Consider the following 19,585-nt stretch of genomic DNA (forward strand, 5'->3'; position numbering starts at 1 on the left):
TATTTCAGGGAAGTCTTTCTTATATGATTCCCATTTAGCTCTACGTTTATCTTTTTTAAATGGAACGTTTAAACTATCATCAGCTTTCAATTCATCACTGTCAAAATATGATTCAATGAATTCAACATGTTTATTAATTTTTTCCAGTGCTTCTTCATCATCCCCCAATTTTTCTTTTAATTGGGTAATAATTACATCAACTTCATTAAAAGGAGCTAATCTTTCAAAACCAAAATAATAAAACGCCTTTTTTTCATCAGTTTCGGGTTTTTTATAATCTTCAGACAACATTCCACCTCCTTAAATCAATTCAACATCCATCTGTCCAATAACATCAATAATCTCTTGTTCATCAGAACCTTCTGAAATATTACACAGTAAAGCTAAATTCTTTACCAAACCACAGTTAGGTCCCTCTGGGGTTTCATTTGGACATATTTTACCAAATTGAGTCGGATGCAAATCTCTTGCTTCAAAATGAGGTTGACTTCTAGTTAAAGGAGATACAACACGTCTTAAGTGAGAAAGAGTTCCCATATAACTTGTTCTATCTAAAAGCTGACTTACACCTGCTCTTCCACCAACCCAGTTTCCGGTAGCAATTGCATGCTTGATGTTTTCAGTTAAGACATCGCTACGCACTGCCTGCTTAATTGAAAGCTCTTTACCACGAGAAAGACTTCTTTCAAGCTGATAACTCATGTCTCTTGTCAAATTAGTAAAAGCAACTCTAAATAAATCTTCCATTAAGTCACCGGATACTCTAAGTCTTTTGTTAGTGTAGTGGTCCTTATCGTGAGGTTCTCTTTTTTCTTCAATAACCTCCAATAACATTTCAGTCATTTCCGCAAGATAAATTGCTTTATCATAACATCTTTCTTCTTCAATACCCATGTGAGGTAATAAATAACGGTTAATAACATCCTTAGCACGTTTATAACGATAATCTTTAGGCATGTTTTTAGCTACCCTATTACCAATGTACTTAATAGCAGCATCTTGTAAATGCTGCTTTACTTCATCCTTGTCACCATTTTTAATGACATTTTGATCTATGAATTTATCCAATTCTTCTGCAGAAACCTGAATATCATCCGCAATCATCATCTGGAAGTTATTATCATCAGAAATAGCAGTAATGATTTCCTGATCAGTGGATAAACCAAGAGCTCTTAATAACACGACTAATGGAATTTCCCCAGGAAGATATGGGAAAGATATTCTTAAAAATGCTTTATTTTTACGTGGTTTTTTATATTCTAAAGTAATTCTAGCTCTGAACCCACTTTTGATTGAAGTTACGACAGCTTTGGCATGCCTTTCTTCAACTTCACCTATACGTTCAAGAATAATCTTATTCGGTGCAATCTCTTCCATAGTAACAACAGCTCTTTCAGAACCATTTACAATGAAATATCCTCCTAAATCTTGAGGGTCTTCGTGTTTTGCAATTAATTCTTCATCACTTAGACCATTAAGATGACAAATGTCAGATTTAAGCATAACCGGTAATTCACCAATATATACTTCCTCCAATGGATTGTCTTCGCCTTCTTCATTTAATGCCATTTCAAGATACATATCTGCAGAATAGTTTAAATTCCTAAGTCTAGCTTCAGTTGGGTCAATAATGCTTCTAGAACCATCCGCTTCTTTATTAGATGGTTTTTCAATGCGTATTTTACCAGTTTTTAAAGTGTATTTACCATCATCTAAAGAAATAGGGTCAGTAATATCAATAATATTCTGAATCCTATTATTTACAAAATCATTGTAGGATTTTATATGATGGTCGACTAAATCATATTTATCGAAAAATGCATCAACTAATTTCCAATTATTCACTGTCATGAACATCCTCCAATTACATAAACGCAATAAAAATAATTAACTAAATAAAAATAAATAAAAAGGGAAAAACCTAATAACTAAATCATTTAATCATTATTCTTAATTTACTCCTAACTATCTCATTTAAGATAATTCCTCTCAAACTAAGTTCAAATTTATTATAATGAATTTCCAAAAAAAAACAAAAAACACAGAAATTAATATATAAACTTCACTAATTCTAAATTCATATTATTCTTCAACGATTCTATAAGTAACAAAAACACCAGCAGTTTGACTTTCACGAGTTATTCTTAAAACATCACCTGGTTTTGCACCAATAGATTCTGCAACAGGATCATCAACTTTAATTTTAGGAAGATTCTTAAAACTATAATCCAAATTACTAAATTCGTTTGAAATTTCTTCATCAGTCATGATTTCATGCTTTGGTACCAGCATATGCTTTTGAATATCAAATTCACTTTTCAAAATAATTTCCTCCAAATAGAAAAGTTAAAATATAAAATTAGAAACAGGCCTGACGGGAATTGAACCCGCGGCCGCTTGGTTAAAAGCCAAGCGCTCTGCCAGACTGAGCTACAGGCCTATAAGATAAGTTAACACTATTTAAGTTAGAAGCGCCCTGGCCGGGATTTGAACCCGAGTCGCGGGCTCGACAGGCCCACATGATAGCCCCTACACCACCAGGGCATAGAACCTTAAACAGTATAACAATACACTATTCAATTATTATGTTTCTAATCATATATAAATGTTTTGGAAAATCACCCATATTTCCAAATTTATGATATGAATCAAAATAAATAATTGATAAATCCCGCCTGCCGGACTTGAACCAGCAACATTTGGATCTACAGTCCAACGCTCTGCCAAATTGAGCTAAGGCGGGTAAATGGGTCCGCCCGGATTTGAACCGGAGTCTCAGGCTCCCAAAGCCCAAAGGATCGACCAAGCTACCCTACGGACCCACACACTAAAAAGCATGTGAATAACATACTAATTATAACTATATACAAAGTAATATATAAAGATTTCTATAATTTACCTCAAATATAGAAAAATCATGATTACAATATAAAATTAAAAGCCCCGGACGGGAATTGAACCCGCGACCACGAGATTACAAGTCTCGCGCTCTACCAGACTGAGCCACCGAGGCATAATTCAATATCGTATAACAAAATTAGTTATGTTAATTGTTATTTAAATAGTTTACTATAAATTAACCTAATGTTAATAAAATTTAAATAAAACAAAATTTATAATTAATAATAATGACAAATAATAAAATTGAAATCTTAGATAAAATTGAAGAAAATTTAATTAAAATTAGAGAAAAAAACGCATTGACCCATTGCATTACAAATTCAGTGACAATAAATGACTGTGCGAATGCTGTTCTTGCAATAGGTGGATCACCATTCATGGCTGAAGATGCAGAAGAACTTGAAGAAGTTGTAGCAATAGCTGATGTATTAGTAATAAATATCGGGAAATTAAGTAAAAACCAAATTAAAGCTATGGAAATTAGTTGTAAAAAAGCTGATGAAACAAACACTCCAATTATATTAGATCCGGTAGGCGTAGGAGTAACCGAACTTAGAAACAAAATAACCATGAATTTAATTGATAACCACAACATTACTGCAATCAGAGGAAACATAAGTGAGGTCAAATCCATTGCAAAATTATCTGGAGTTCTGGATGAGAGCAACACTGCAAAAGGTGTTGATGTTAATGTAGATGACATTATAACTAAACAAAACTTAAAAACAAATGGAGAATTAATATCAACTTTAGCTTCAAAATTAAATACAGTAATATTAGCCAGTGGCCCTATCGATATTTTAACTGATGGAAAAACAACAATAGCCATTGACAATGGAGATGATATGATGCCGTTGATAACTGGTAGCGGTTGCATGTTATCATCAGTTGTAGGAAGTTGTATTGGTGGTTCAAATCCATTAGAAGGAAGTCTTATTGCAATTTTAGCAATGAACATTGCTGGTGAAAAAGCAAGAGCAAAAGTGGATGAAAAAGATGAAGGTACCGGTTCATTTAGAACTTACTTAATTGACTATTTATACAAAACCAATAGTGAAAGCCTAATTAACGAATCAAACATTATGATATTATGAAAAATATAGATTTATCCCTTTACCTTGTAACTGACAAAAGTGAAGATATCGAAAAATTCTTAAAAACAATTGAAGAATCCATAAAAGGCGGAGTCAGTATAGTTCAAATCAGAGAAAAAACTGCTGAAACTTTAGACTTTTATAATTTGGCTTTGAAAGTTAAAAAAATTACAACAAAATACAATGTGCCATTAATAATTAATGATAGAATTGATGTAGCGTTGGCTATTGATGCTGACGGAGTTCATGTCGGTCAAAGTGACATGCCTTGTGATGTTACAAGAAAATTAATTGGAAAAGATAAAATATTAGGTGTTTCAGCATCTACAATATCCGAAGCGAAAAAAGCACAGGAAGATGGTGCGGACTACATAGGAACTGGTGCTGTATTTCCAACTGCAACCAAAGATGATGCACCTTCAATTACAAAGCAAGATCTAAAAAAAATTGTTGATGCAATTGATATTCCAGTAGTTGCAATTGGTGGAATTAATCATGAAAATGCATCTGAATTAATCGAAACCGGAATTTCCGGATTATCCGTAGTGAGTGCAATAATGAATGCTGAAAATCCTAAAAAGGCATCCGAAGAGTTATTAAATGTTTTCAATGCCTAAATTTTTTAAATATCTTCGAATATGTAAGATGTCATAGATATTGAACCCAGTTCACAGACATCATTGAATATTTTTACATTATCCTCTTTTGATGCAGCTCCCAAGACATTTAAAAAAGGATAAAAATGATCAGGAGCCGGTATTGCAATTTCATTGAATTTTATATTTCTAAAATTAACAATTCTTTCAAAATCGCCATTTAAAACAGCCTTTTTAACATCATTATCAAATGCATAAGCCCATTTATATCCGCCATTCATTCTCCAGTCAACCATTCCCAAATTATGAACAATATTTCCACTTCCTAAAACTAATGCTCCTTCATGCCTTAATGGTTCTAATTTTCTACCAATTTCAAATTGTTCAACAGGAGTTAAATTTCCATTAACACTCACCATAACTACCGGAACATCAGCTTCTGGATACATATTTGATAAAACTGACCAGACCCCATGGTCAATTCCCCAATCATTATTTTCCTCTGCAATATCCAATAATTCCAATACTTTTTCAGCATGTCTCGGAGACCCCTTAGGTTCATATTTTACCTGATACAACTCATCTGGAAATCCATACATGTCATGAATTTGCTTATTTTTCTTAGCAGTTCTAACATATAATTTTTCACTATACCAATGAGCAGAAACCGCTATTATTACATTAGGTTTACCCAAGTATTCCCCTACTTTTTTCCATTCAGGAATGTAGATATTGTCACCAATTGCATTAGTCGGTGCCCCATGACCTACAAAAATAACAGGCATTCTCCTTTGTTTATTCATTTTTATCAACACACCACTGTTTTATTATTTAATACATAAAAAATACATAGAATATAAAAGTTTGTTTTTATACGAACAGGGTTCTTTCAAAAACTTGTGTGATTTTTTTGTTTTCATTTTTTATGTTCCAACAGTTTAGTTTTAGTATGAATCGGCTTAAAAGACCCGATTCTATTTTCATTGTTCTTTTTATGTGTTTTGGGAATACTTTTTGGAATATATTTTTCGATTTTTATTGTTCGTAGATGGAAAATATTCGTGTTTTCAAGGATGGTTCGTTAATTTTTTAAAGTAAATGGAATGATGAATTTTCCATAGGATTTTGTATTGTGAAGCTGTTTTGAGAGTATTTTTTATCCAATCAAGGACTTCTGATTCGACTAATTTTTGACTGAAACTATAAGTATTCACTTTAACATGGAATAATGCTAACATAATATCCAAATTTCATCTATTTTAACCTATAGACTGTCGAATAAATAAGTAATAACCAGAATAATTCCAATTTCATAGTTAAATTGATAATTAGATTCCAATAATATGTTTTCTATGATTTGATGTGAGATTTCGATGTATGTGTTGATTGTTTTTAAGTCAAATCATATTTTATGGAGTCCATACTCCATAAATTTGATACAAATTCTCAATACAACCAAATAACAGGAAAATGCAATATTAGAATTAGAATAAACAAGTGAAGATAAATCTGCATAAAAGACTTTGCCGCATTTTTGCATTTATATTTTTTGAATAATGCATATTTGTTCTCCAATTCTTAAAAAAAGATTAATTTTCTTTCGTAAGTTTCCATTTTTAACAGTGCTTTTTGACTTACAGCTTGGACAAATTACTAATCCTATTTCAAAATATGTTTTACCATTTTTTCCAGTCAAATAATGATTATCAGCAAATATTTTTCACACCCGAATAGAGAAAAGATCATCAGATTGACGGAATTCAGAAAACTCCGGAATAAAATCGGAAAGTTTATATTTTTTTAACTCCATACATCCATATGGAGCTTTAATATTATCTTTAAACATATTAATATTTAAATTTCACTCCATATATTAATTTTACTACTTTTAAATTAAAAATAAAGAAAAAATAGAACAAAAAAATCGTGACTCAAAAACTAATGAAAATCCAAATCACACAAGTTTTTGAAAGTGACAAATTTTGTGCTGGAATTTAATTAAGGAAAATTATAAATAAAATAAATTTAAATTAGGTTTTAGATTAATTGCAATGTTATTATATATTAATTTTTTGACTCAAGTTCATTTTCAATTTAACAATAATATAAATGTTCAAGCTGATATTCAAGAAGGTAAATCAGAAAGTAAATTGGAAGATGGAGATTTAACTTGGATATTCACTGATGAAAATACTAAGCAGGTTGAGTTAAACTCCAAGAGTTTAATTTTAGCTTATCGTAAAGGAGATTATGAAGGTTTTAAAGAATTTTTAAATGATGTTTCTTTAATATTGGCTGCCTTAAGATGGTGCACGCCATTTAATTTAACATTTTTAGGATAAGATATATAAACCAAATTCATGAAGATGTAATTGATGACAGTAATATCCATGAGTATGTCAATGAATCTTTACTAAATAATGTAATTTTTGAATTAGAAGATAATGAAGGGTTTTCCCAATTATTTTCTAGATTAAACTTGTTAAAGGACGATTATCAATTAACATTCCAATATGGATTTTTCAATCCTGAATATCCTAGTGCTAATGCTAAAAAAGATTTTATATTAGATTATGATTGTAAATTAATAAAGGTTGATTCAGCTAATTCGCAATTTGAAGTTGAAGAAGAATTGAAAAAGATGAATAAAATTATTTATGATAAATCAATATTAAAATCAAATTTGATGAGGATTTTAAAAAAACTTTTAAGAAAATCGATAATTCTTATAATATTAAAGTTAAAAGCAGATTAACAAAATCATCCAAAATCCAGAAATTGGTAAACCAATGAAAGCTAATAGAAAAGGAACTCAGTAAGTTTATTTGTCTCCTTTTAGATCATCTTATGCTTTTTTTTCCAAGTGAGGATGAGGAAGATCAAGGTAAAGAAATCTACAAGTTAGTTTTTTTAGACTTGTATCATAAGGATAATCAATAATTTATGCCAACAAAATTATTGGTTAATAAAAAAGATATGGAAGTAAAAAAAATTATTTTTTGTTGTTTTTCAAAGCTTCCACAACCGCTAGTTTTTTACCAGCTAGCATACTAATGCAAGCTCCACCACCACTGCTTACATGGCTCATTTGATCTTCACAACCAAGTCCAGCAGTAGCTGCAGCAATATGTCCTCCACCAATAATTGAAAAACCATCAGAGTTTGCAATTGCATTAATTAAATCTTCAGTTCCCATTGCAAATTTAGGATCTTCAAATACACCTGCAGGACCATTAGCGAATATTGTTTTAGCATCCCTAATTTCTTTTGCATAAAATGCAATTGTTTTTACACCAATGTCAAAAATAGATTCATCCGGAATTTCTCCAATATCAATGTCAACTCTTTCCCCATCAATTTCACAAGCAACATCAATAGGATATTTTACTTTATCTCCAAATTTTTCAATTAGAACCCTGGATTTTTCAACCATGTCTTCATATCCCCTATTAGTAATGAAATCTTTATTCACCTGACCAATATCTACTCCAGACGCCCATAATACAATATTTCCAACAATACCAGTTGTTAGAATAGCATCTGCTGTCCCATTATTCAATACATTTTCCATAACATCAATTGAATCGTCAGGTTTCATTCCACCCAGCAGAAAAACACAGGGATGCTGCACATTATCCAGTGCATCTTGAATCACAGTCAATTCTTTTTCCATTACACGACCTGCAGCTGAAGGAGTATTAACAGTAAATCCAACTAAAGAAGCTTGTGATCTATGAGCCGCTGCAAATGCATCATTTACAAAATAATCAATCAATGGAGATAAATGTCTCACAAGCAATGTTTTTGACTGTTCCACTGGAGTTCTTGAAAGGGATTCTTCAGAAAAGAAACGTGCATTTTCAAGTAAAAGAATTTCATGAGGTTTTAAATCACGAATAGCTTCCTTTGCAACATTTGAAAATAATGAATCAACATATTTTACTCTTAAATTTAAAATATCTGATAAAGCATCGGCATGCTGAGATAAAGTTGTGAAATCTTTTTTGCCCGGACGGCTTTGGTGTGCAAGAAGTACTACTTTAGCACCTTTTTTAGACAACTCTTTAATAGTTTTAGAATGTAATTTCAATCTAGTATCATCCAAAATAATTCCAGAACCCGGATCCACAGGTGAGTTAATATCAACTCTTACAAGAACAGTTTTATTTTCAACATCAAAATCATCAATTGTATTAAATTTCGCCATTTTCTCACTCTATAATTTACTTACCAAATCAAGCAAAGCATCTTTTGGACTTTCTGCTTTAATGATGCCTGATGCAAGTAAAACACCATCCGCACCTAAATCCATGGCCGATTTCATATCATCGCCAGTTGTGATTCCTGCACCACATAAAACTTTAATTTTTTTATTAATTGATTTAACCTCTTTTACAGTGTCTTCAACAATTTCAGGTTGGGCCTGAGATACTGGAATTCCAGTTCCAATAAGTTCCGGAGGTTCAACAGCAACAGCAACTGGATTGAGAGCTGCAACAGCTTTTGAAGTTTCAATGTTATTAGTGCATACACAGGATTCTATTTCATAATCCCTACATGATTTTATAACTTCTGCAATGTCAGCCAATTTCATCCTATTTTCAGAATGATTAATTAAAGTTCCACTAATTCCTGCATCAATTAATGTGTTAATCAAATTAGAACCGGTGTGTCCGCCAGGAGAAATTGAATCAACGTGTTGAGCAAAAATAGGGAGTGAAGTTTCTTGACTTACTCTATAAATATCAGCAGCTTGAGGAACTGCTACCATAGTAATTCCAGACTCACTAGCAGCACTTTCCAAATCGTTTGCAAGTTCTAAAGCTTTTATACCACTTGATTCCAAATAAGTTTTATAATTTAATATTACAATTGGTGTATCCATAATAATTCCCCAACAAATATTCAATAATAATATTTGATTAACACCATTAAATAAATTTTTGATTAGAAAGTCTGCTTTTGGACAATTGAATATACTTTTCTTCAATATCATACCCAATATAATTTCTTTTATTTTTAGTAGCGGCAATGCAAGTCGTTCCACTACCGCAGAAAGGATCTAGAACAACATCCCCTTCATAACTATAAAGATTTATAAGTCTATGTGGCAATTCAGTTGGAAACGGTGCAGGATGTCCAATTTTTTTTGCATTTACTGCTGGAAATGTCCAAATACTTTTTGTCCACTGAATGAATTCGTCATGGCTAATGGTGTCTTTCTTTTCTTGAGATTTGTTTTTAGAATAAGATTCCTTTGAAAAAATTAAAATATACTCATGAAAATCTCTAAGAACAGGATTTGAAGCAGACATCCAACTTCCCCATGCACATGATCCACCAGCACTTGCAGATTTATCCCATATGATTTCTCCACGCATCAGAAATCCCAGATTTAACATTATTTCAATAACCATTGCATGAAGTGGAATGTATGGTTTTCTTCCAATGTTTGCTATATTAATACATGCCCTACCCCCACTCACTAATTTTTTGTAAGTTTGAGCAAAAACAGAAGTCAATAGTTCCAAATATTCATCTAAAGTTAAATCATCATCATATTCTTTTCCAACATTGTAAGGAGGAGATGTAATCATTAAGTGAATGCTATTATCTGGAATTTCATCCATATTTTCACTAGATTTACAATAAAGTTTATTTAAATCTTCTTTTTTAATTTTAAATTCCTTAAAATCAATATTTTCGGGAATTTTAAGATTTTCATACAATTTTGAATTGTAAAATTTTCTTGAATTATGGGATTGTCTTAAAACTGATCCGAAAGATGCAGTTTGAGTTTTTTTTACCATTTCAATACCTTCTTATTAACTTCAAAAATTTTAAACCTTTATCTTCATAATTATTTTCATTATTAGCAATTTCAATGTATTTACCTAATGTCTTAGGATTTTCCATTCCTGAAAAAAAGTTTAAATCCTGAGAGAATAAATTATCAAGATTTCTTTTTAATTCAGAAGTATTATTAAATCTGATATAACCTCCATAAGGTGTTGTTTTTCGAGTATTTCCATGGTTTAGAGGAAACGGATTTAAAGACCAAAAACCTTGAATTACACCAACTCTTTTTAAGTGATCTGCTTTTTTACAGAAACCATTAGATAATGGAGCATTACCTATAACAACGATTGGAATCTTTGATGATTCGAAGCTTGAAACTCTAATACCAATACATTTACCAATAGCTTTTAAAATAGAGTCTGAACGTGTGAAACTGGGCTTTCCCTGATGAGTTCTAAAATCTCCGATTTCCACAACATTATTGGAATCATCGAAATATTGCCAATTCCAGACAATAGACATCTTAACCTCAAAAATAACTTTTACCTCACTTGCCTTTAAAATTTTTCTATTAGCAGTTGAAATAACCAAGTCTACTGGAGAACGGGATGTAATACCTAGTGAAGGAATTATTGCTTGTTTAACTAAATACAAATCATCATCAACGATCAGTCTTCCAAATAGCTTGCAAACCCATTCTTCTGTGAATTTGCCAATCAATGAATTTCTTGACTGTAATGTTGATTTTCTGCCCCTATAATCTTTCGGCCAATATGCCAAATACCTGCCATCATCTGTTTTATAGAATAACTGAGATGGAAATGCAACTTTTCTTGAATTAATAAAAAATATTTTTTCCTGATTTTTACTCCATAATCTCATAATAACAACTATAATTATTAAACATATAAATAGTTTTAAAAAATATATTACAATATTGTTCATAAAATATTAAATTTATTTGCATTGAAAAATATTATATAATCAAAAACTAAACATAAAAATAATATGTCATTTAATGAAAACCAAATTCAAAAATTAGAAAAAAGCGGATATAGATTTGTAGGTAAACATAGACATGCTGCCGTTAAAACTTGCCATTGGACCCGTCAGAGTATTGTTGAGAAAGGAGTTTGCTATAAAGAAAAATTTTATGGAATACAATCACACAGATGTCTTCAAATGTCTCCTGCAGTTCCAAATTGCCAACAAGAATGTGAATTTTGTTGGAGAGATTTGACTCATACTCAAACCGAATGGGAAGACAATGAGTACGATGATCCCAAAACAATCGTTGATGAAGCTATTGAAGCACAGAATAATTTATTATGTGGTTATTACGGAAATGACAAAGCAAATAAAAAGAAATTAGAAGAACTTAAAAAGCCAACCAATGCTGCAATCTCCCTTGCAGGAGAACCAACTCTTTATCCGAAAATTGATGAATTGATAGGTGAATTTAATCATAGAGATTTTACAACATTTGTAGTTAGTAATGGTCAATGTGTTGACAGATTAAGAAATCTGGAAAATGATCCATATCAATTATACCTTTCCTTAGATGCACCTAACGAGAAAATATTTAATGAAATATGTAGGCCAAGAATAAATGATGCTTGGAATAATTTAAATGAATCACTTGAAACATTATCCAGTTTTAACTCCCGTACATGTATAAGGAATACATGCGTTAAAGGAAGAAACATGGAACAACCAGAAAAATATGCCGAACTAATAAAAAAAGCAGATCCTGATTATGTAGAAGTAAAAGCATATATGTGTGTTGGTTCATCACGTGACCGATTAACCCTTGATAATATGCCAACATTTGATGAAGTTAAATCATTTGCAAAAAGAATAGGTGATGAATGCGGTAAAGAATTAGTAAATGAATCTGAAATTAGCCGTGTTGTTTTACTAGAATAAATTAAAAATTTCAAATTCATTTAAAGTAAAATAAAAAATATCTATTTCATTTCCTGTTTTAACTCATTACAAAGATCAACTGCTTTTTTAGCTGCTTTTTCCATTGAAGTTTCATAGGGAATCCCAGCTTCCTCTAAAAGTTTTTGACCTTCTTCTTCGTTTGTGCCGGTTAATCTGATTACAATAGGAACATGACGTTCAGATTGTTTTAAAGCTTTAATCACACCACGAGCAACATCATCTGCTTTAGTAATACCTCCTAAAACATTTAAAAATATTACCTTAACTGGTTCATAGTTCAATACAATGTTTAAAGCTTGGTTAATGACTTGTTCTGAAGCTCCACCACCAATATCTAAGAAAGTTGCTGGTTCACCACCATTAAGTTTTATCATGTCCATAGCAGTTAAAGTTAAACCTGCACCATTACCAATAACTGCAATATTACCATTTAACTTAACAAAATCAACAGCTTTCCTTTTATAATGTAATCTTTTAACTAAATTTTGATGTCTGAATAATGAATCATTTTCAACAACCATTTTAGCATCCGCAGCTATTAATCCGTTAGGAGTTGTGATTAATGGGTTAATTTCAGCAGTATCACAATCATATTTTGTAAATACATTGTACAACTTCCAGATTATAGAACCTAATGGAGAAATCAAATCAGAAGAAACACCCATTTTACGTGCGATTTCACGTGCTTCATAAGGTAAAAATTCGATTAAAGGATTTGGATAATATTTAATAAGTTTTTCAGGGTTTGTTTTAGCTAAATTTTCAATTTCAACACCCCCTTCTTTACTTGCTATAATAACTGGTCTTCTAGCACCTCTATCTATAGACACAGTAACAAAAAACTCATTAAGAATTTCAGCTTTTTCCTCAATTAATAAATGTTTTACTGTTTCACCTTTAATTTGCATTCCTAAAATCTCATCAGCTACTTTTAATGCTTCACCAGGATTATTGGCAAATTTAACTCCACCAACTTTACCTCTTCCACCAGTTAAAACTTGTGCTTTAATAACAACTGGAACACCCATCTCCGATGATATGGACATGGCTTCCTCTGGAGAATAAGCAACATGCCCTTCCAAAATTGGAATGCCTTCCTTATTAAAAATTTGTTTTGCCACATTTTCAAAAAATTTCATTATAACACCTATTCCACTAAAGCATATCCCGCTTCAAAAGCACTGATATTTTTCTTTTCAGTTCCTTTAGGAACACTAACTTCAATTGCTTTAATAGCTGCTTCTTTGGATATGACTCCAGTAATTTTTGTAATAGATCCAACCATAACAATATTTGCCACTATTTTAAGTCCTATGTCATCAGTAGCTGTTTTAGTAGCAGGAGCTTCATAAACTTTAATATTATGTTCTTCAATATAGTCCCTAACATCTTCAATATCAGTTGTTCCAGGATCAACAATTAAAGTTCCATTATCTTTTAAATCCACAATATATTTAATTAAAGCTTCGTTAGACATTGCAACTAAAATATCTGGACTTTGAACTTTAGGATAGTCAACTTCAGTATCACTAATTACAACTTCACATTTAGAAGCTCCTCCACGAGCTTCCGGACCATAAGATTGAGTTTGAACAGCTTCTTTACCATCAAAAAGACATGCAGATTTACCTAAAATAATACCTGCAAGAATAATTCCTTGACCTCCAAAACCACAAATTCTAATTTCAGTTCTCATATTATCCCCCTATAACTCTGTTTCATATGCAGAATTGATACTAGTTTTATTACCTGATTTTTCTACACTTAACTTTTCAATATTTTCAGTGAATTCACTTCTTTGAGAATTAGCGAATTCCCCGACGACAATCTTTCCTTCTAATTCTTTTGGTCTCATCCTGTCTGCAGCAGATTTGAATACAGTATTAGCTTTCATGACAGCTGCCATGGCAGTAGGAGTTTTAAGTTTATTTTTACGACCGAAATAGGTTGGACATTGAGTTGCAACTTCAATAAATGAAAATCCGGGATTTTTTAATCCATCTTTAATGGAAGTTACTAAATTCTCAATTTGAACAGTAGTCCATCTTGCAGAATATGTTGCGCCTGCAGCTGCAACGAGTTCTGCTAATTTAAATGGAGAATCTAGATTCCCATATGGTGCAGTAGTTCCAAAACTACCTTTAGGAGATGTAGGGCTTATCTGACCACCAGTCATACCATAAATATTATTATTGATGCAAATTACAGTTAAATTAATATTTCTTCTTGCTGCATGAATTAAATGATTACCACCAATAGAAGCAGCATCACCATCACCAGTAAATACAACAACATCCAAATTTTTATTAGCTGTTTTCAGACCGGTTGCAAAACTTAATGCTCTTCCATGAGTAGTGTGTAGAGAATCACATTTTAAGTATCCCGGAATTCTTGAAGAACATCCAATTCCAGAAACCATAGCTATATTATCAAAATCCATTTCTGCTTTTTCCATAGCTGCTAAGAATGCATTAATAATTGCTCCATTCCCACAACCTGGACAGAAAATATGAGGTAATCTGTCATCTCTTAAGTAAGGGAGAAATCTATTTTGTTTTCCTTCATTCATTTTAGTTTCCTCCTATTTTATTAATTTCGTCTAATATTTCATCAGGAGTTGGTAATGCTCCCCCTATTTTACCAAGCAAATGAACATTTTTATCTTTAACAACACGATCCACTTCATAATACATTTGACCTAAATTCATTTCCACAACTAGAACATCACTTGCAGTTGCAGTTAATTCTTTAATTTGTTCATCAGGGAAAGGCCATGGAGTATCTATTTTAATATAACCTACTTTTTTATCTGTTTTATTAACTGCCTCTACAACAGATCTAACAGGAGCACCATATGAAACAATGACAATATCTGCATCTTCACAGTTTTCACTTCTTACAGAACAAATTTTATCCCTATTCATTAAAACTTTATTACAAATCCTCTTAATGAGTTTTTCATGAGTTTCAGGAGTGTTTGTATCAGGATATCCTCGTTCATCATGAGTAAGTCCAGTCACATGCACATTGAATCCGTCCCCAAATGCAGGCATAGGTGTGGTTCCATTTTCAATATTTTCGAATGGCAAATAATCATCAGTTTTTTCTGGTCTTTTTCTAGCCACGATTTCAATATTCTCCGGAACAGTAATTTTTTCTCTCATGTGTCCAATGATTTCATCTGCCATGACAAATACAGGAACTCTGTATTCTTCAGCTAAATTAAAAGCTTTGATTGTAAAATCAAAGAATTCTTGAACACTTGAAGGAGATAATGCAATAGGTTCATAATCCCCATGTGAACCCCAACGTGCCTGCATCATATCAGCCTGTGCTGCCATGGTTGGTTGAGCAGTGGATGGAGAACCTCTTTGAACATTAACGAATACAATAGGTGTTTCAGTCATGAATGCATAGCCTATATTCTCTTGCATTAATGAAATACCTGGACCTGAAGTAGCAGTCATTGCTTTAGCTCCACCCCAAGAAGCGCCGATAATCGCTCCTGCAGAGGCAATTTCATCTTCCATTTGAACAAATGACCCCCCCACTTTAGGCAAATCACGAGATAAAGTTTCTGCAATTTCTGTAGATGGAGTAATTGGATACCCTGCAAAGAATCTACAACCTGCAGCTAATGCTCCTTTAGCACATGCTTCATTTCCTTGAATAAAAAATTCTTCAGCCATTTTAACACCCACTTTTTCCTTTTGTGAATCTAGGATTAAAGTTAATATTATTGCCATCTTTCATCCACCAATTTTCAGGCAAATCTACTGTTATTGCTTGGTCCGGACATGCAATTTCACAGGTGCCGCATTTAATGCATCTTTCCTCAAATTTAACGAAAGGCAATTGTACTCCTTTTTTATTAACTTCAGAGGATATTGCATATACATTTTCATGACACATGAATAAGCAGAGATGACATCCTTTACATAAGTTTTCATCAATAATAATCAATTTTTGAATCTCCTAATAATTCTATAATAAATTAGTTTAGAATGTATCATATCTTTGTTAATAAACCTTTAAATATCTTATGTAAAATCATTATAAATAAAAAAAATAAAAATTTATTAAAAAAATAGTACTATTAATAAATATGAAAGACTTAAATACACCAATTACCGATGAAGATTTATTAAACCTCAATATAGGAGATCAAATCACTATTTCTGGAACAATATATACTGGCCGTGATGCAGCCCTTCCACAATTAGTTGAGTTAATTAAAGAAAAAAAAGTGCCATTTGATTTAAATGGAAGTGTTATAATGCATACTGCATTTAGTAATGCAGGAATTGCGCCAACAACTAGCAGCAAAGTGGAAATCGAATCGACAATCCCCTATTTAAGTGAAAATGGCATTAAAATTCATATTGGAAAAGGAATGTTAAGCGATGAAACAATTAAAGAACTAGATAAAAATAATTCCATTTTTGTAATAACACCCCCTGTTGCAGCATTACTTACAAGCAAAGTCTTAGATAAAAAATGTGTCTTATTTGAAAGTGAAGGAATGGAAGCTATGTTCAAATTAAAAGTGGAAAGAATTCCGGGAATTGTAGCTATTCATAATGGTTTAAGAATTTAAGTTATAAAATAAGTTTGGTGTAAAAAATAATTAAGAAGAATAAAATTATTCTTCTTCAACTTCGTCGTCAGATTCTTCTTTTTTCTCGAATTCATCAACGAAATTAACTTTGGTGATACCTTCAACATTATCCCAGATATCTTTAGCTATTCTGAATCTTGCGAAAGTAACATCCATGTAAGATTTTTGATCGAATTTAGCCATTTCATCTAATTTAATGTTTGCAACACCATCAACAATGTCGATTTCAGTTTTGTCAATATCCACATTAGGATTAGCATAATGTAATTCAATCATACTTTTGATTTTGTCTTCTTCATCAGCAATGATTTCAGTTACTTCAACATCATAAACTAAATCTTTTCCTGCCAATTCATGGTTAAAATCAACTTTTACCCTTCCACCATTTACGGTTAAGATTTTTCCATTTGAACCTTCAGATTGAATCCTCATACCTGGGAAAGGAGTCATGCCTTGTTTTTTGAACTCTTTCATAGGCACTAATTGAACCATTTTAGGATCTCTAGGACCAAATGCATTGTCAGAATCTACTTCAATGTGTTTTGTTTCTCCTTCTTCTAATCCAATGATTGCTTCTTCAATAGCGGGCAATAAGTGGTTTCCACCTACAACAATAGGAATTGGTTTATAAGTTTTGTTTTCATCAAAAAGTCCAGCTTCTTGTGCAATTTCATCATAAGTAGTATCAAATACTTCATCAGTTTCTTTAACTTTACCTGTAAAATTTACTCTTACAAAATCTCCGTTGTCTACAGCCATAGTAAATACGCTCCTTAATAATTTTGATTAAAATAATCTTGTTAATAAATATAACATTTAATAAATTTAGTAACCATTACTTATTAAGTTTTGTATATAATATTGAAAAATAAAATACTTTTCAGATGCTCTTTCTAAAAGACCAATATTAATTAAATATAAATATTTAGTCATGAAAAGACGAGGAGTAGCTAATTTACCACTTCATGGAGGACATCCCCCAAAATGGTTATTCACAAGAATGGTGGATTTATCAGGAGCTCTAGCTTCAGTTATTATTGAAGAATATAGTTTAAATGAGTTTTTAAATAGGATTTCCAACCCATATTGGTTTCAGGCATTCTCATGTGTTTTAGGTTTTGACTGGCACTCTTCAGGAACAACAACTACAACATTGGGAGCTCTAAAAGCATCACTTAGTCCTGAAGAACATGGAATCTATTTGAGTGGTGGCAAAGGTGCAAAATCTAGAAAAACACCGCAAGGAATTGAACATGCCGGAGAAATCTTTAATTTAAAAACAGAAACTACTGAAAAATTAGTTGAAACTAGTAAACTGTCTGCCAAGATTGACAATTCATGCATTCAAGATGGCTACACATTATACCAGCATGATTTCTTTATTACTGAAAAAGGAGATTGGGCTGTTGTTCAACAAGGACTAAACACCTATACTAAATATGCTAGACGTTATCATTGGTTAGGTTCTGAAGTTGAAGAATTATTAAATGACCCCCATAGTGGAATTTCATGTGATAAGAAAACACCAGATACACTAAACATGTCTTCAAAAGACAGTGCAAATGCTCAAAAAGTAAGTGTTGATTTAATAAATGACAATCCTAATCATTTAAGACAATATTTTAAAAGAAAAAATAGTCAAATGCTTTTAGACGATTTTACAATGCCTTCACATCATCCTATTCTTGATATGGATATTTCAGATAAAGAGTTTGAAGTTTTAACAAGAGCTTATGAAATACAACCTGAAAATTACGAAGAATTAATATTACTTCAGGGAATGGGACCTAAAAAAATAAGAGCATTAGCTCTAATATCAGATTTGGTTTATGGTGAACCTGCAAGCTGGAAAGATCCCGTAAAATACAGTTTTACACATGGCGGAAAAGATGGTTTTCCATATCCCGTTGATAGAGATGTTTATGATAACTCTATTCAAACAATAAGAGATGCGCTTGACCAAGCACATATAAAAAAAGATGAAAAATTAAAGGCAATTAAAAGATTGGATGACTTTATCCTCTAACGATTTTCATTGTGAATATTAACATTCTTCCCATGAGCAGTTGGAATAACTTCCAATACAGGATTTTCGAACTTTAAATCAAATTCCTTACCATTCATTAACAAATGTTGAAATACTGCAAGTGAAGATACTTCAGAGTGAGGTTGAGTTGTAACAGACACATTCCAGTCAGCAGCCTTATAAACACTTCCAGGAACTTTAGAGCCCCCAACCACAATCAAAATATCAGAACCATCTTCTCGTACTTCAGGAGCAATTTCATGAGCCTGTGATCCATACATAGTCAAATGGACAACTTTACCCCCATCAGATTTCCATTTTTTAATTACACCCATGTAACTTTCACTGTATTCTATCTCAAAATTTCCACCAAATCTTGAAGCAGTATCCCTTACATTTTCCATTAATTTAGCATCTCTTTCACCAGAAAGGTAAATTTTACTTGCTCCAAATGCACGAGCAGTCAAACAAACATGAGTAGTAATACGGGTATCCCTTTTTAATCTATGATCTAATCTTAAAACATTAACATTCATAATATCAGTTAGTTAATTAAATTGTAAAAAATAATAATGTAATATTTTATTTTAAAAATATATAATAA

The 19,585-nt window shown here is 31.7% G+C and carries 21 protein-coding genes and 5 tRNA genes; 7 read left to right on the top strand and 19 right to left on the bottom strand.

Annotation, left to right across the window (positions count from 1 at the left end):
• Positions 1–300: 300 nt before the first annotated feature.
• From EDC42_RS00225 to EDC42_RS00255, 7 genes are all read right to left on the bottom strand, one after another.
• Positions 301–1,851 (bottom strand): DNA-directed RNA polymerase subunit B'', encoded by a 1,551-nt coding sequence (locus EDC42_RS00225; protein ID WP_069574613.1) that lies wholly within the window; start codon positions 1,849–1,851, stop codon positions 301–303.
• A 231-nt stretch (positions 1,852–2,082) separates the two neighbouring features.
• Positions 2,083–2,322, bottom strand: a complete 240-nt coding sequence (locus EDC42_RS00230; protein WP_255360569.1) for a DNA-directed RNA polymerase subunit H — start codon at positions 2,320–2,322, stop codon at positions 2,083–2,085.
• Between the two features lie 44 nt (positions 2,323–2,366).
• A tRNA-Lys gene (locus EDC42_RS00235) sits at positions 2,367–2,440 on the bottom strand.
• Positions 2,441–2,472: 32 nt separating this feature from the next.
• Positions 2,473–2,544 (bottom strand) — tRNA-Asp (locus EDC42_RS00240).
• A gap of 125 nt (positions 2,545–2,669) precedes the next feature.
• Positions 2,670–2,743 (bottom strand) — tRNA-Tyr (locus EDC42_RS00245).
• A gap of 4 nt (positions 2,744–2,747) precedes the next feature.
• A tRNA-Pro gene (locus EDC42_RS00250) sits at positions 2,748–2,822 on the bottom strand.
• 117 nt (positions 2,823–2,939) lie between these two features.
• Positions 2,940–3,013 (bottom strand) — tRNA-Thr (locus tag EDC42_RS00255).
• Between the two features lie 115 nt (positions 3,014–3,128).
• Between EDC42_RS00255 and thiM the strand changes: the two genes are divergently transcribed.
• Both thiM and thiE read left to right on the top strand, forming a co-directional pair.
• On the top strand, positions 3,129–3,995 hold the full coding sequence (gene thiM, locus EDC42_RS00260; RefSeq protein ID WP_069574612.1) for a hydroxyethylthiazole kinase: 867 nt from the start codon (positions 3,129–3,131) through the stop codon (positions 3,993–3,995).
• Entirely contained in the window at positions 3,992–4,612 is a 621-nt protein-coding gene (gene thiE, locus EDC42_RS00265; RefSeq protein ID WP_069574611.1) for a thiamine phosphate synthase, read from the top strand. The genes thiM and thiE overlap by 4 nt, the downstream gene beginning before the upstream one ends.
• Positions 4,613–4,617: 5 nt before the next feature.
• On the opposite strand, the gene ygiD is transcribed toward thiE, so the two are convergent.
• Complete coding sequence (gene ygiD / locus EDC42_RS00270; protein ID WP_069574610.1) at positions 4,618–5,394, bottom strand: 4,5-DOPA-extradiol-dioxygenase; 777 nt, start codon at positions 5,392–5,394, stop codon at positions 4,618–4,620.
• 1,248 nt (positions 5,395–6,642) lie between these two features.
• On the opposite strand from ygiD, the gene EDC42_RS00275 reads away from it, so the two are divergent.
• Both EDC42_RS00275 and EDC42_RS00280 read left to right on the top strand, forming a co-directional pair.
• A complete protein-coding gene (locus EDC42_RS00275; RefSeq protein WP_069574582.1) occupies positions 6,643–6,933 on the top strand; it encodes a hypothetical protein in 291 nt (96 codons plus the stop codon).
• 137 nt (positions 6,934–7,070) lie between these two features.
• A complete protein-coding gene (locus EDC42_RS00280; RefSeq protein WP_069574583.1) occupies positions 7,071–7,346 on the top strand; it encodes a hypothetical protein in 276 nt (91 codons plus the stop codon).
• Positions 7,347–7,583: 237 nt separating this feature from the next.
• On the opposite strand, the gene EDC42_RS00285 is transcribed toward EDC42_RS00280, so the two are convergent.
• Genes EDC42_RS00285 through EDC42_RS00300 form a run of 4 tightly spaced genes read right to left on the bottom strand, consistent with a single transcriptional unit; the run spans position 7,584 to position 11,272 of the window.
• On the bottom strand, positions 7,584–8,798 hold the full coding sequence (locus EDC42_RS00285; RefSeq protein ID WP_069574584.1) for a phosphoglycerate kinase: 1,215 nt from the start codon (positions 8,796–8,798) through the stop codon (positions 7,584–7,586).
• 9 nt (positions 8,799–8,807) lie between these two features.
• Entirely contained in the window at positions 8,808–9,476 is a 669-nt protein-coding gene (tpiA, locus tag EDC42_RS00290) for a triose-phosphate isomerase (protein ID WP_069574605.1), read from the bottom strand.
• 46 nt (positions 9,477–9,522) lie between these two features.
• Positions 9,523–10,401: a DNA-methyltransferase gene (locus tag EDC42_RS00295; RefSeq protein WP_069574585.1), complete on the bottom strand. Its 879-nt coding sequence runs from the start codon at positions 10,399–10,401 to the stop codon at positions 9,523–9,525.
• Position 10,402: 1 nt separating this feature from the next.
• Positions 10,403–11,272, bottom strand: coding sequence for a hypothetical protein (locus EDC42_RS00300; RefSeq protein WP_198923027.1), 870 nt, complete (start codon positions 11,270–11,272; stop codon positions 10,403–10,405).
• 126 nt (positions 11,273–11,398) lie between these two features.
• Between EDC42_RS00300 and twy1 the strand changes: the two genes are divergently transcribed.
• Entirely contained in the window at positions 11,399–12,316 is a 918-nt protein-coding gene (twy1, locus tag EDC42_RS00305) for a 4-demethylwyosine synthase TYW1 (RefSeq protein ID WP_069574586.1), read from the top strand.
• Positions 12,317–12,357: 41 nt separating this feature from the next.
• Here the strand turns inward: twy1 and sucC are convergent, their stop codons facing one another.
• The 5 genes from sucC to EDC42_RS00330 are packed head-to-tail and all read right to left on the bottom strand — an operon-like array spanning position 12,358 to position 16,300.
• Entirely contained in the window at positions 12,358–13,476 is a 1,119-nt protein-coding gene (sucC, locus tag EDC42_RS00310; protein ID WP_069574587.1) for an ADP-forming succinate--CoA ligase subunit beta, read from the bottom strand.
• A gap of 8 nt (positions 13,477–13,484) precedes the next feature.
• Positions 13,485–14,033 (bottom strand): 2-oxoacid:ferredoxin oxidoreductase subunit gamma, encoded by a 549-nt coding sequence (locus EDC42_RS00315; RefSeq protein WP_069574588.1) that lies wholly within the window; start codon positions 14,031–14,033, stop codon positions 13,485–13,487.
• Between the two features lie 9 nt (positions 14,034–14,042).
• Positions 14,043–14,906, bottom strand: a complete 864-nt coding sequence (locus EDC42_RS00320; protein WP_069574589.1) for a 2-oxoacid:ferredoxin oxidoreductase subunit beta — start codon at positions 14,904–14,906, stop codon at positions 14,043–14,045.
• 1 nt (position 14,907) lies between these two features.
• Positions 14,908–16,026 (bottom strand): 2-oxoacid:acceptor oxidoreductase subunit alpha, encoded by a 1,119-nt coding sequence (locus EDC42_RS00325; RefSeq protein ID WP_069574607.1) that lies wholly within the window; start codon positions 16,024–16,026, stop codon positions 14,908–14,910.
• Position 16,027: 1 nt separating this feature from the next.
• Positions 16,028–16,300 (bottom strand): 4Fe-4S dicluster domain-containing protein, encoded by a 273-nt coding sequence (locus tag EDC42_RS00330; RefSeq protein ID WP_083234851.1) that lies wholly within the window; start codon positions 16,298–16,300, stop codon positions 16,028–16,030.
• Positions 16,301–16,442: 142 nt separating this feature from the next.
• Between EDC42_RS00330 and EDC42_RS00335 the strand changes: the two genes are divergently transcribed.
• Positions 16,443–16,934: a fumarate hydratase C-terminal domain-containing protein gene (locus EDC42_RS00335; RefSeq protein WP_069574590.1), complete on the top strand. Its 492-nt coding sequence runs from the start codon at positions 16,443–16,445 to the stop codon at positions 16,932–16,934.
• A 45-nt stretch (positions 16,935–16,979) separates the two neighbouring features.
• Here the strand turns inward: EDC42_RS00335 and EDC42_RS00340 are convergent, their stop codons facing one another.
• Entirely contained in the window at positions 16,980–17,714 is a 735-nt protein-coding gene (locus tag EDC42_RS00340; RefSeq protein WP_069574591.1) for a peptidylprolyl isomerase, read from the bottom strand.
• A gap of 172 nt (positions 17,715–17,886) precedes the next feature.
• On the opposite strand from EDC42_RS00340, the gene EDC42_RS00345 reads away from it, so the two are divergent.
• Complete coding sequence (locus EDC42_RS00345; protein ID WP_069574592.1) at positions 17,887–18,981, top strand: DUF763 domain-containing protein; 1,095 nt, start codon at positions 17,887–17,889, stop codon at positions 18,979–18,981.
• On the opposite strand, the gene EDC42_RS00350 is transcribed toward EDC42_RS00345, so the two are convergent.
• Positions 18,978–19,520, bottom strand: coding sequence for an RNA methyltransferase (locus EDC42_RS00350; protein WP_069574593.1), 543 nt, complete (start codon positions 19,518–19,520; stop codon positions 18,978–18,980). The two genes, EDC42_RS00345 and EDC42_RS00350, sit on opposite strands and share 4 nt — an antisense overlap.
• Positions 19,521–19,585 lie beyond the last annotated feature (65 nt).

Source organism: Methanobrevibacter gottschalkii DSM 11977, assembly GCF_003814835.1.
Lineage (GTDB): Archaea > Methanobacteriota > Methanobacteria > Methanobacteriales > Methanobacteriaceae > Methanocatella > Methanocatella gottschalkii.

Excerpts from the sequence above, each read along its gene's own strand:
- thiM (WP_069574612.1), top strand. The coding sequence starts at position 3,129 with ATGACAAATAATAAAATTGAAATCTTAGATAAAATTGAAGAAAATTTA.
- EDC42_RS00300 (WP_198923027.1), bottom strand. The coding sequence starts at position 11,272 with ATGAGATTATGGAGTAAAAATCAGGAAAAAATATTTTTTATTAATTCA.
- EDC42_RS00225 (WP_069574613.1), bottom strand. The coding sequence starts at position 1,851 with ATGACAGTGAATAATTGGAAATTAGTTGATGCATTTTTCGATAAATAT.
- EDC42_RS00340 (WP_069574591.1), bottom strand. The coding sequence starts at position 17,714 with ATGGCTGTAGACAACGGAGATTTTGTAAGAGTAAATTTTACAGGTAAA.
- EDC42_RS00335 (WP_069574590.1), top strand. The coding sequence starts at position 16,443 with ATGAAAGACTTAAATACACCAATTACCGATGAAGATTTATTAAACCTC.
- ygiD (WP_069574610.1), bottom strand. The coding sequence starts at position 5,394 with ATGAATAAACAAAGGAGAATGCCTGTTATTTTTGTAGGTCATGGGGCA.
- EDC42_RS00345 (WP_069574592.1), top strand. The coding sequence starts at position 17,887 with ATGAAAAGACGAGGAGTAGCTAATTTACCACTTCATGGAGGACATCCC.
- EDC42_RS00325 (WP_069574607.1), bottom strand. The coding sequence starts at position 16,026 with ATGGCTGAAGAATTTTTTATTCAAGGAAATGAAGCATGTGCTAAAGGA.
- sucC (WP_069574587.1), bottom strand. The coding sequence starts at position 13,476 with ATGAAATTTTTTGAAAATGTGGCAAAACAAATTTTTAATAAGGAAGGC.
- EDC42_RS00295 (WP_069574585.1), bottom strand. The coding sequence starts at position 10,401 with ATGGTAAAAAAAACTCAAACTGCATCTTTCGGATCAGTTTTAAGACAA.
- EDC42_RS00275 (WP_069574582.1), top strand. The coding sequence starts at position 6,643 with ATGTTATTATATATTAATTTTTTGACTCAAGTTCATTTTCAATTTAAC.
- EDC42_RS00320 (WP_069574589.1), bottom strand. The coding sequence starts at position 14,906 with ATGAATGAAGGAAAACAAAATAGATTTCTCCCTTACTTAAGAGATGAC.
- twy1 (WP_069574586.1), top strand. The coding sequence starts at position 11,399 with ATGTCATTTAATGAAAACCAAATTCAAAAATTAGAAAAAAGCGGATAT.
- tpiA (WP_069574605.1), bottom strand. The coding sequence starts at position 9,476 with ATGGATACACCAATTGTAATATTAAATTATAAAACTTATTTGGAATCA.
- EDC42_RS00315 (WP_069574588.1), bottom strand. The coding sequence starts at position 14,033 with ATGAGAACTGAAATTAGAATTTGTGGTTTTGGAGGTCAAGGAATTATT.
- thiE (WP_069574611.1), top strand. The coding sequence starts at position 3,992 with ATGAAAAATATAGATTTATCCCTTTACCTTGTAACTGACAAAAGTGAA.
- EDC42_RS00285 (WP_069574584.1), bottom strand. The coding sequence starts at position 8,798 with ATGGCGAAATTTAATACAATTGATGATTTTGATGTTGAAAATAAAACT.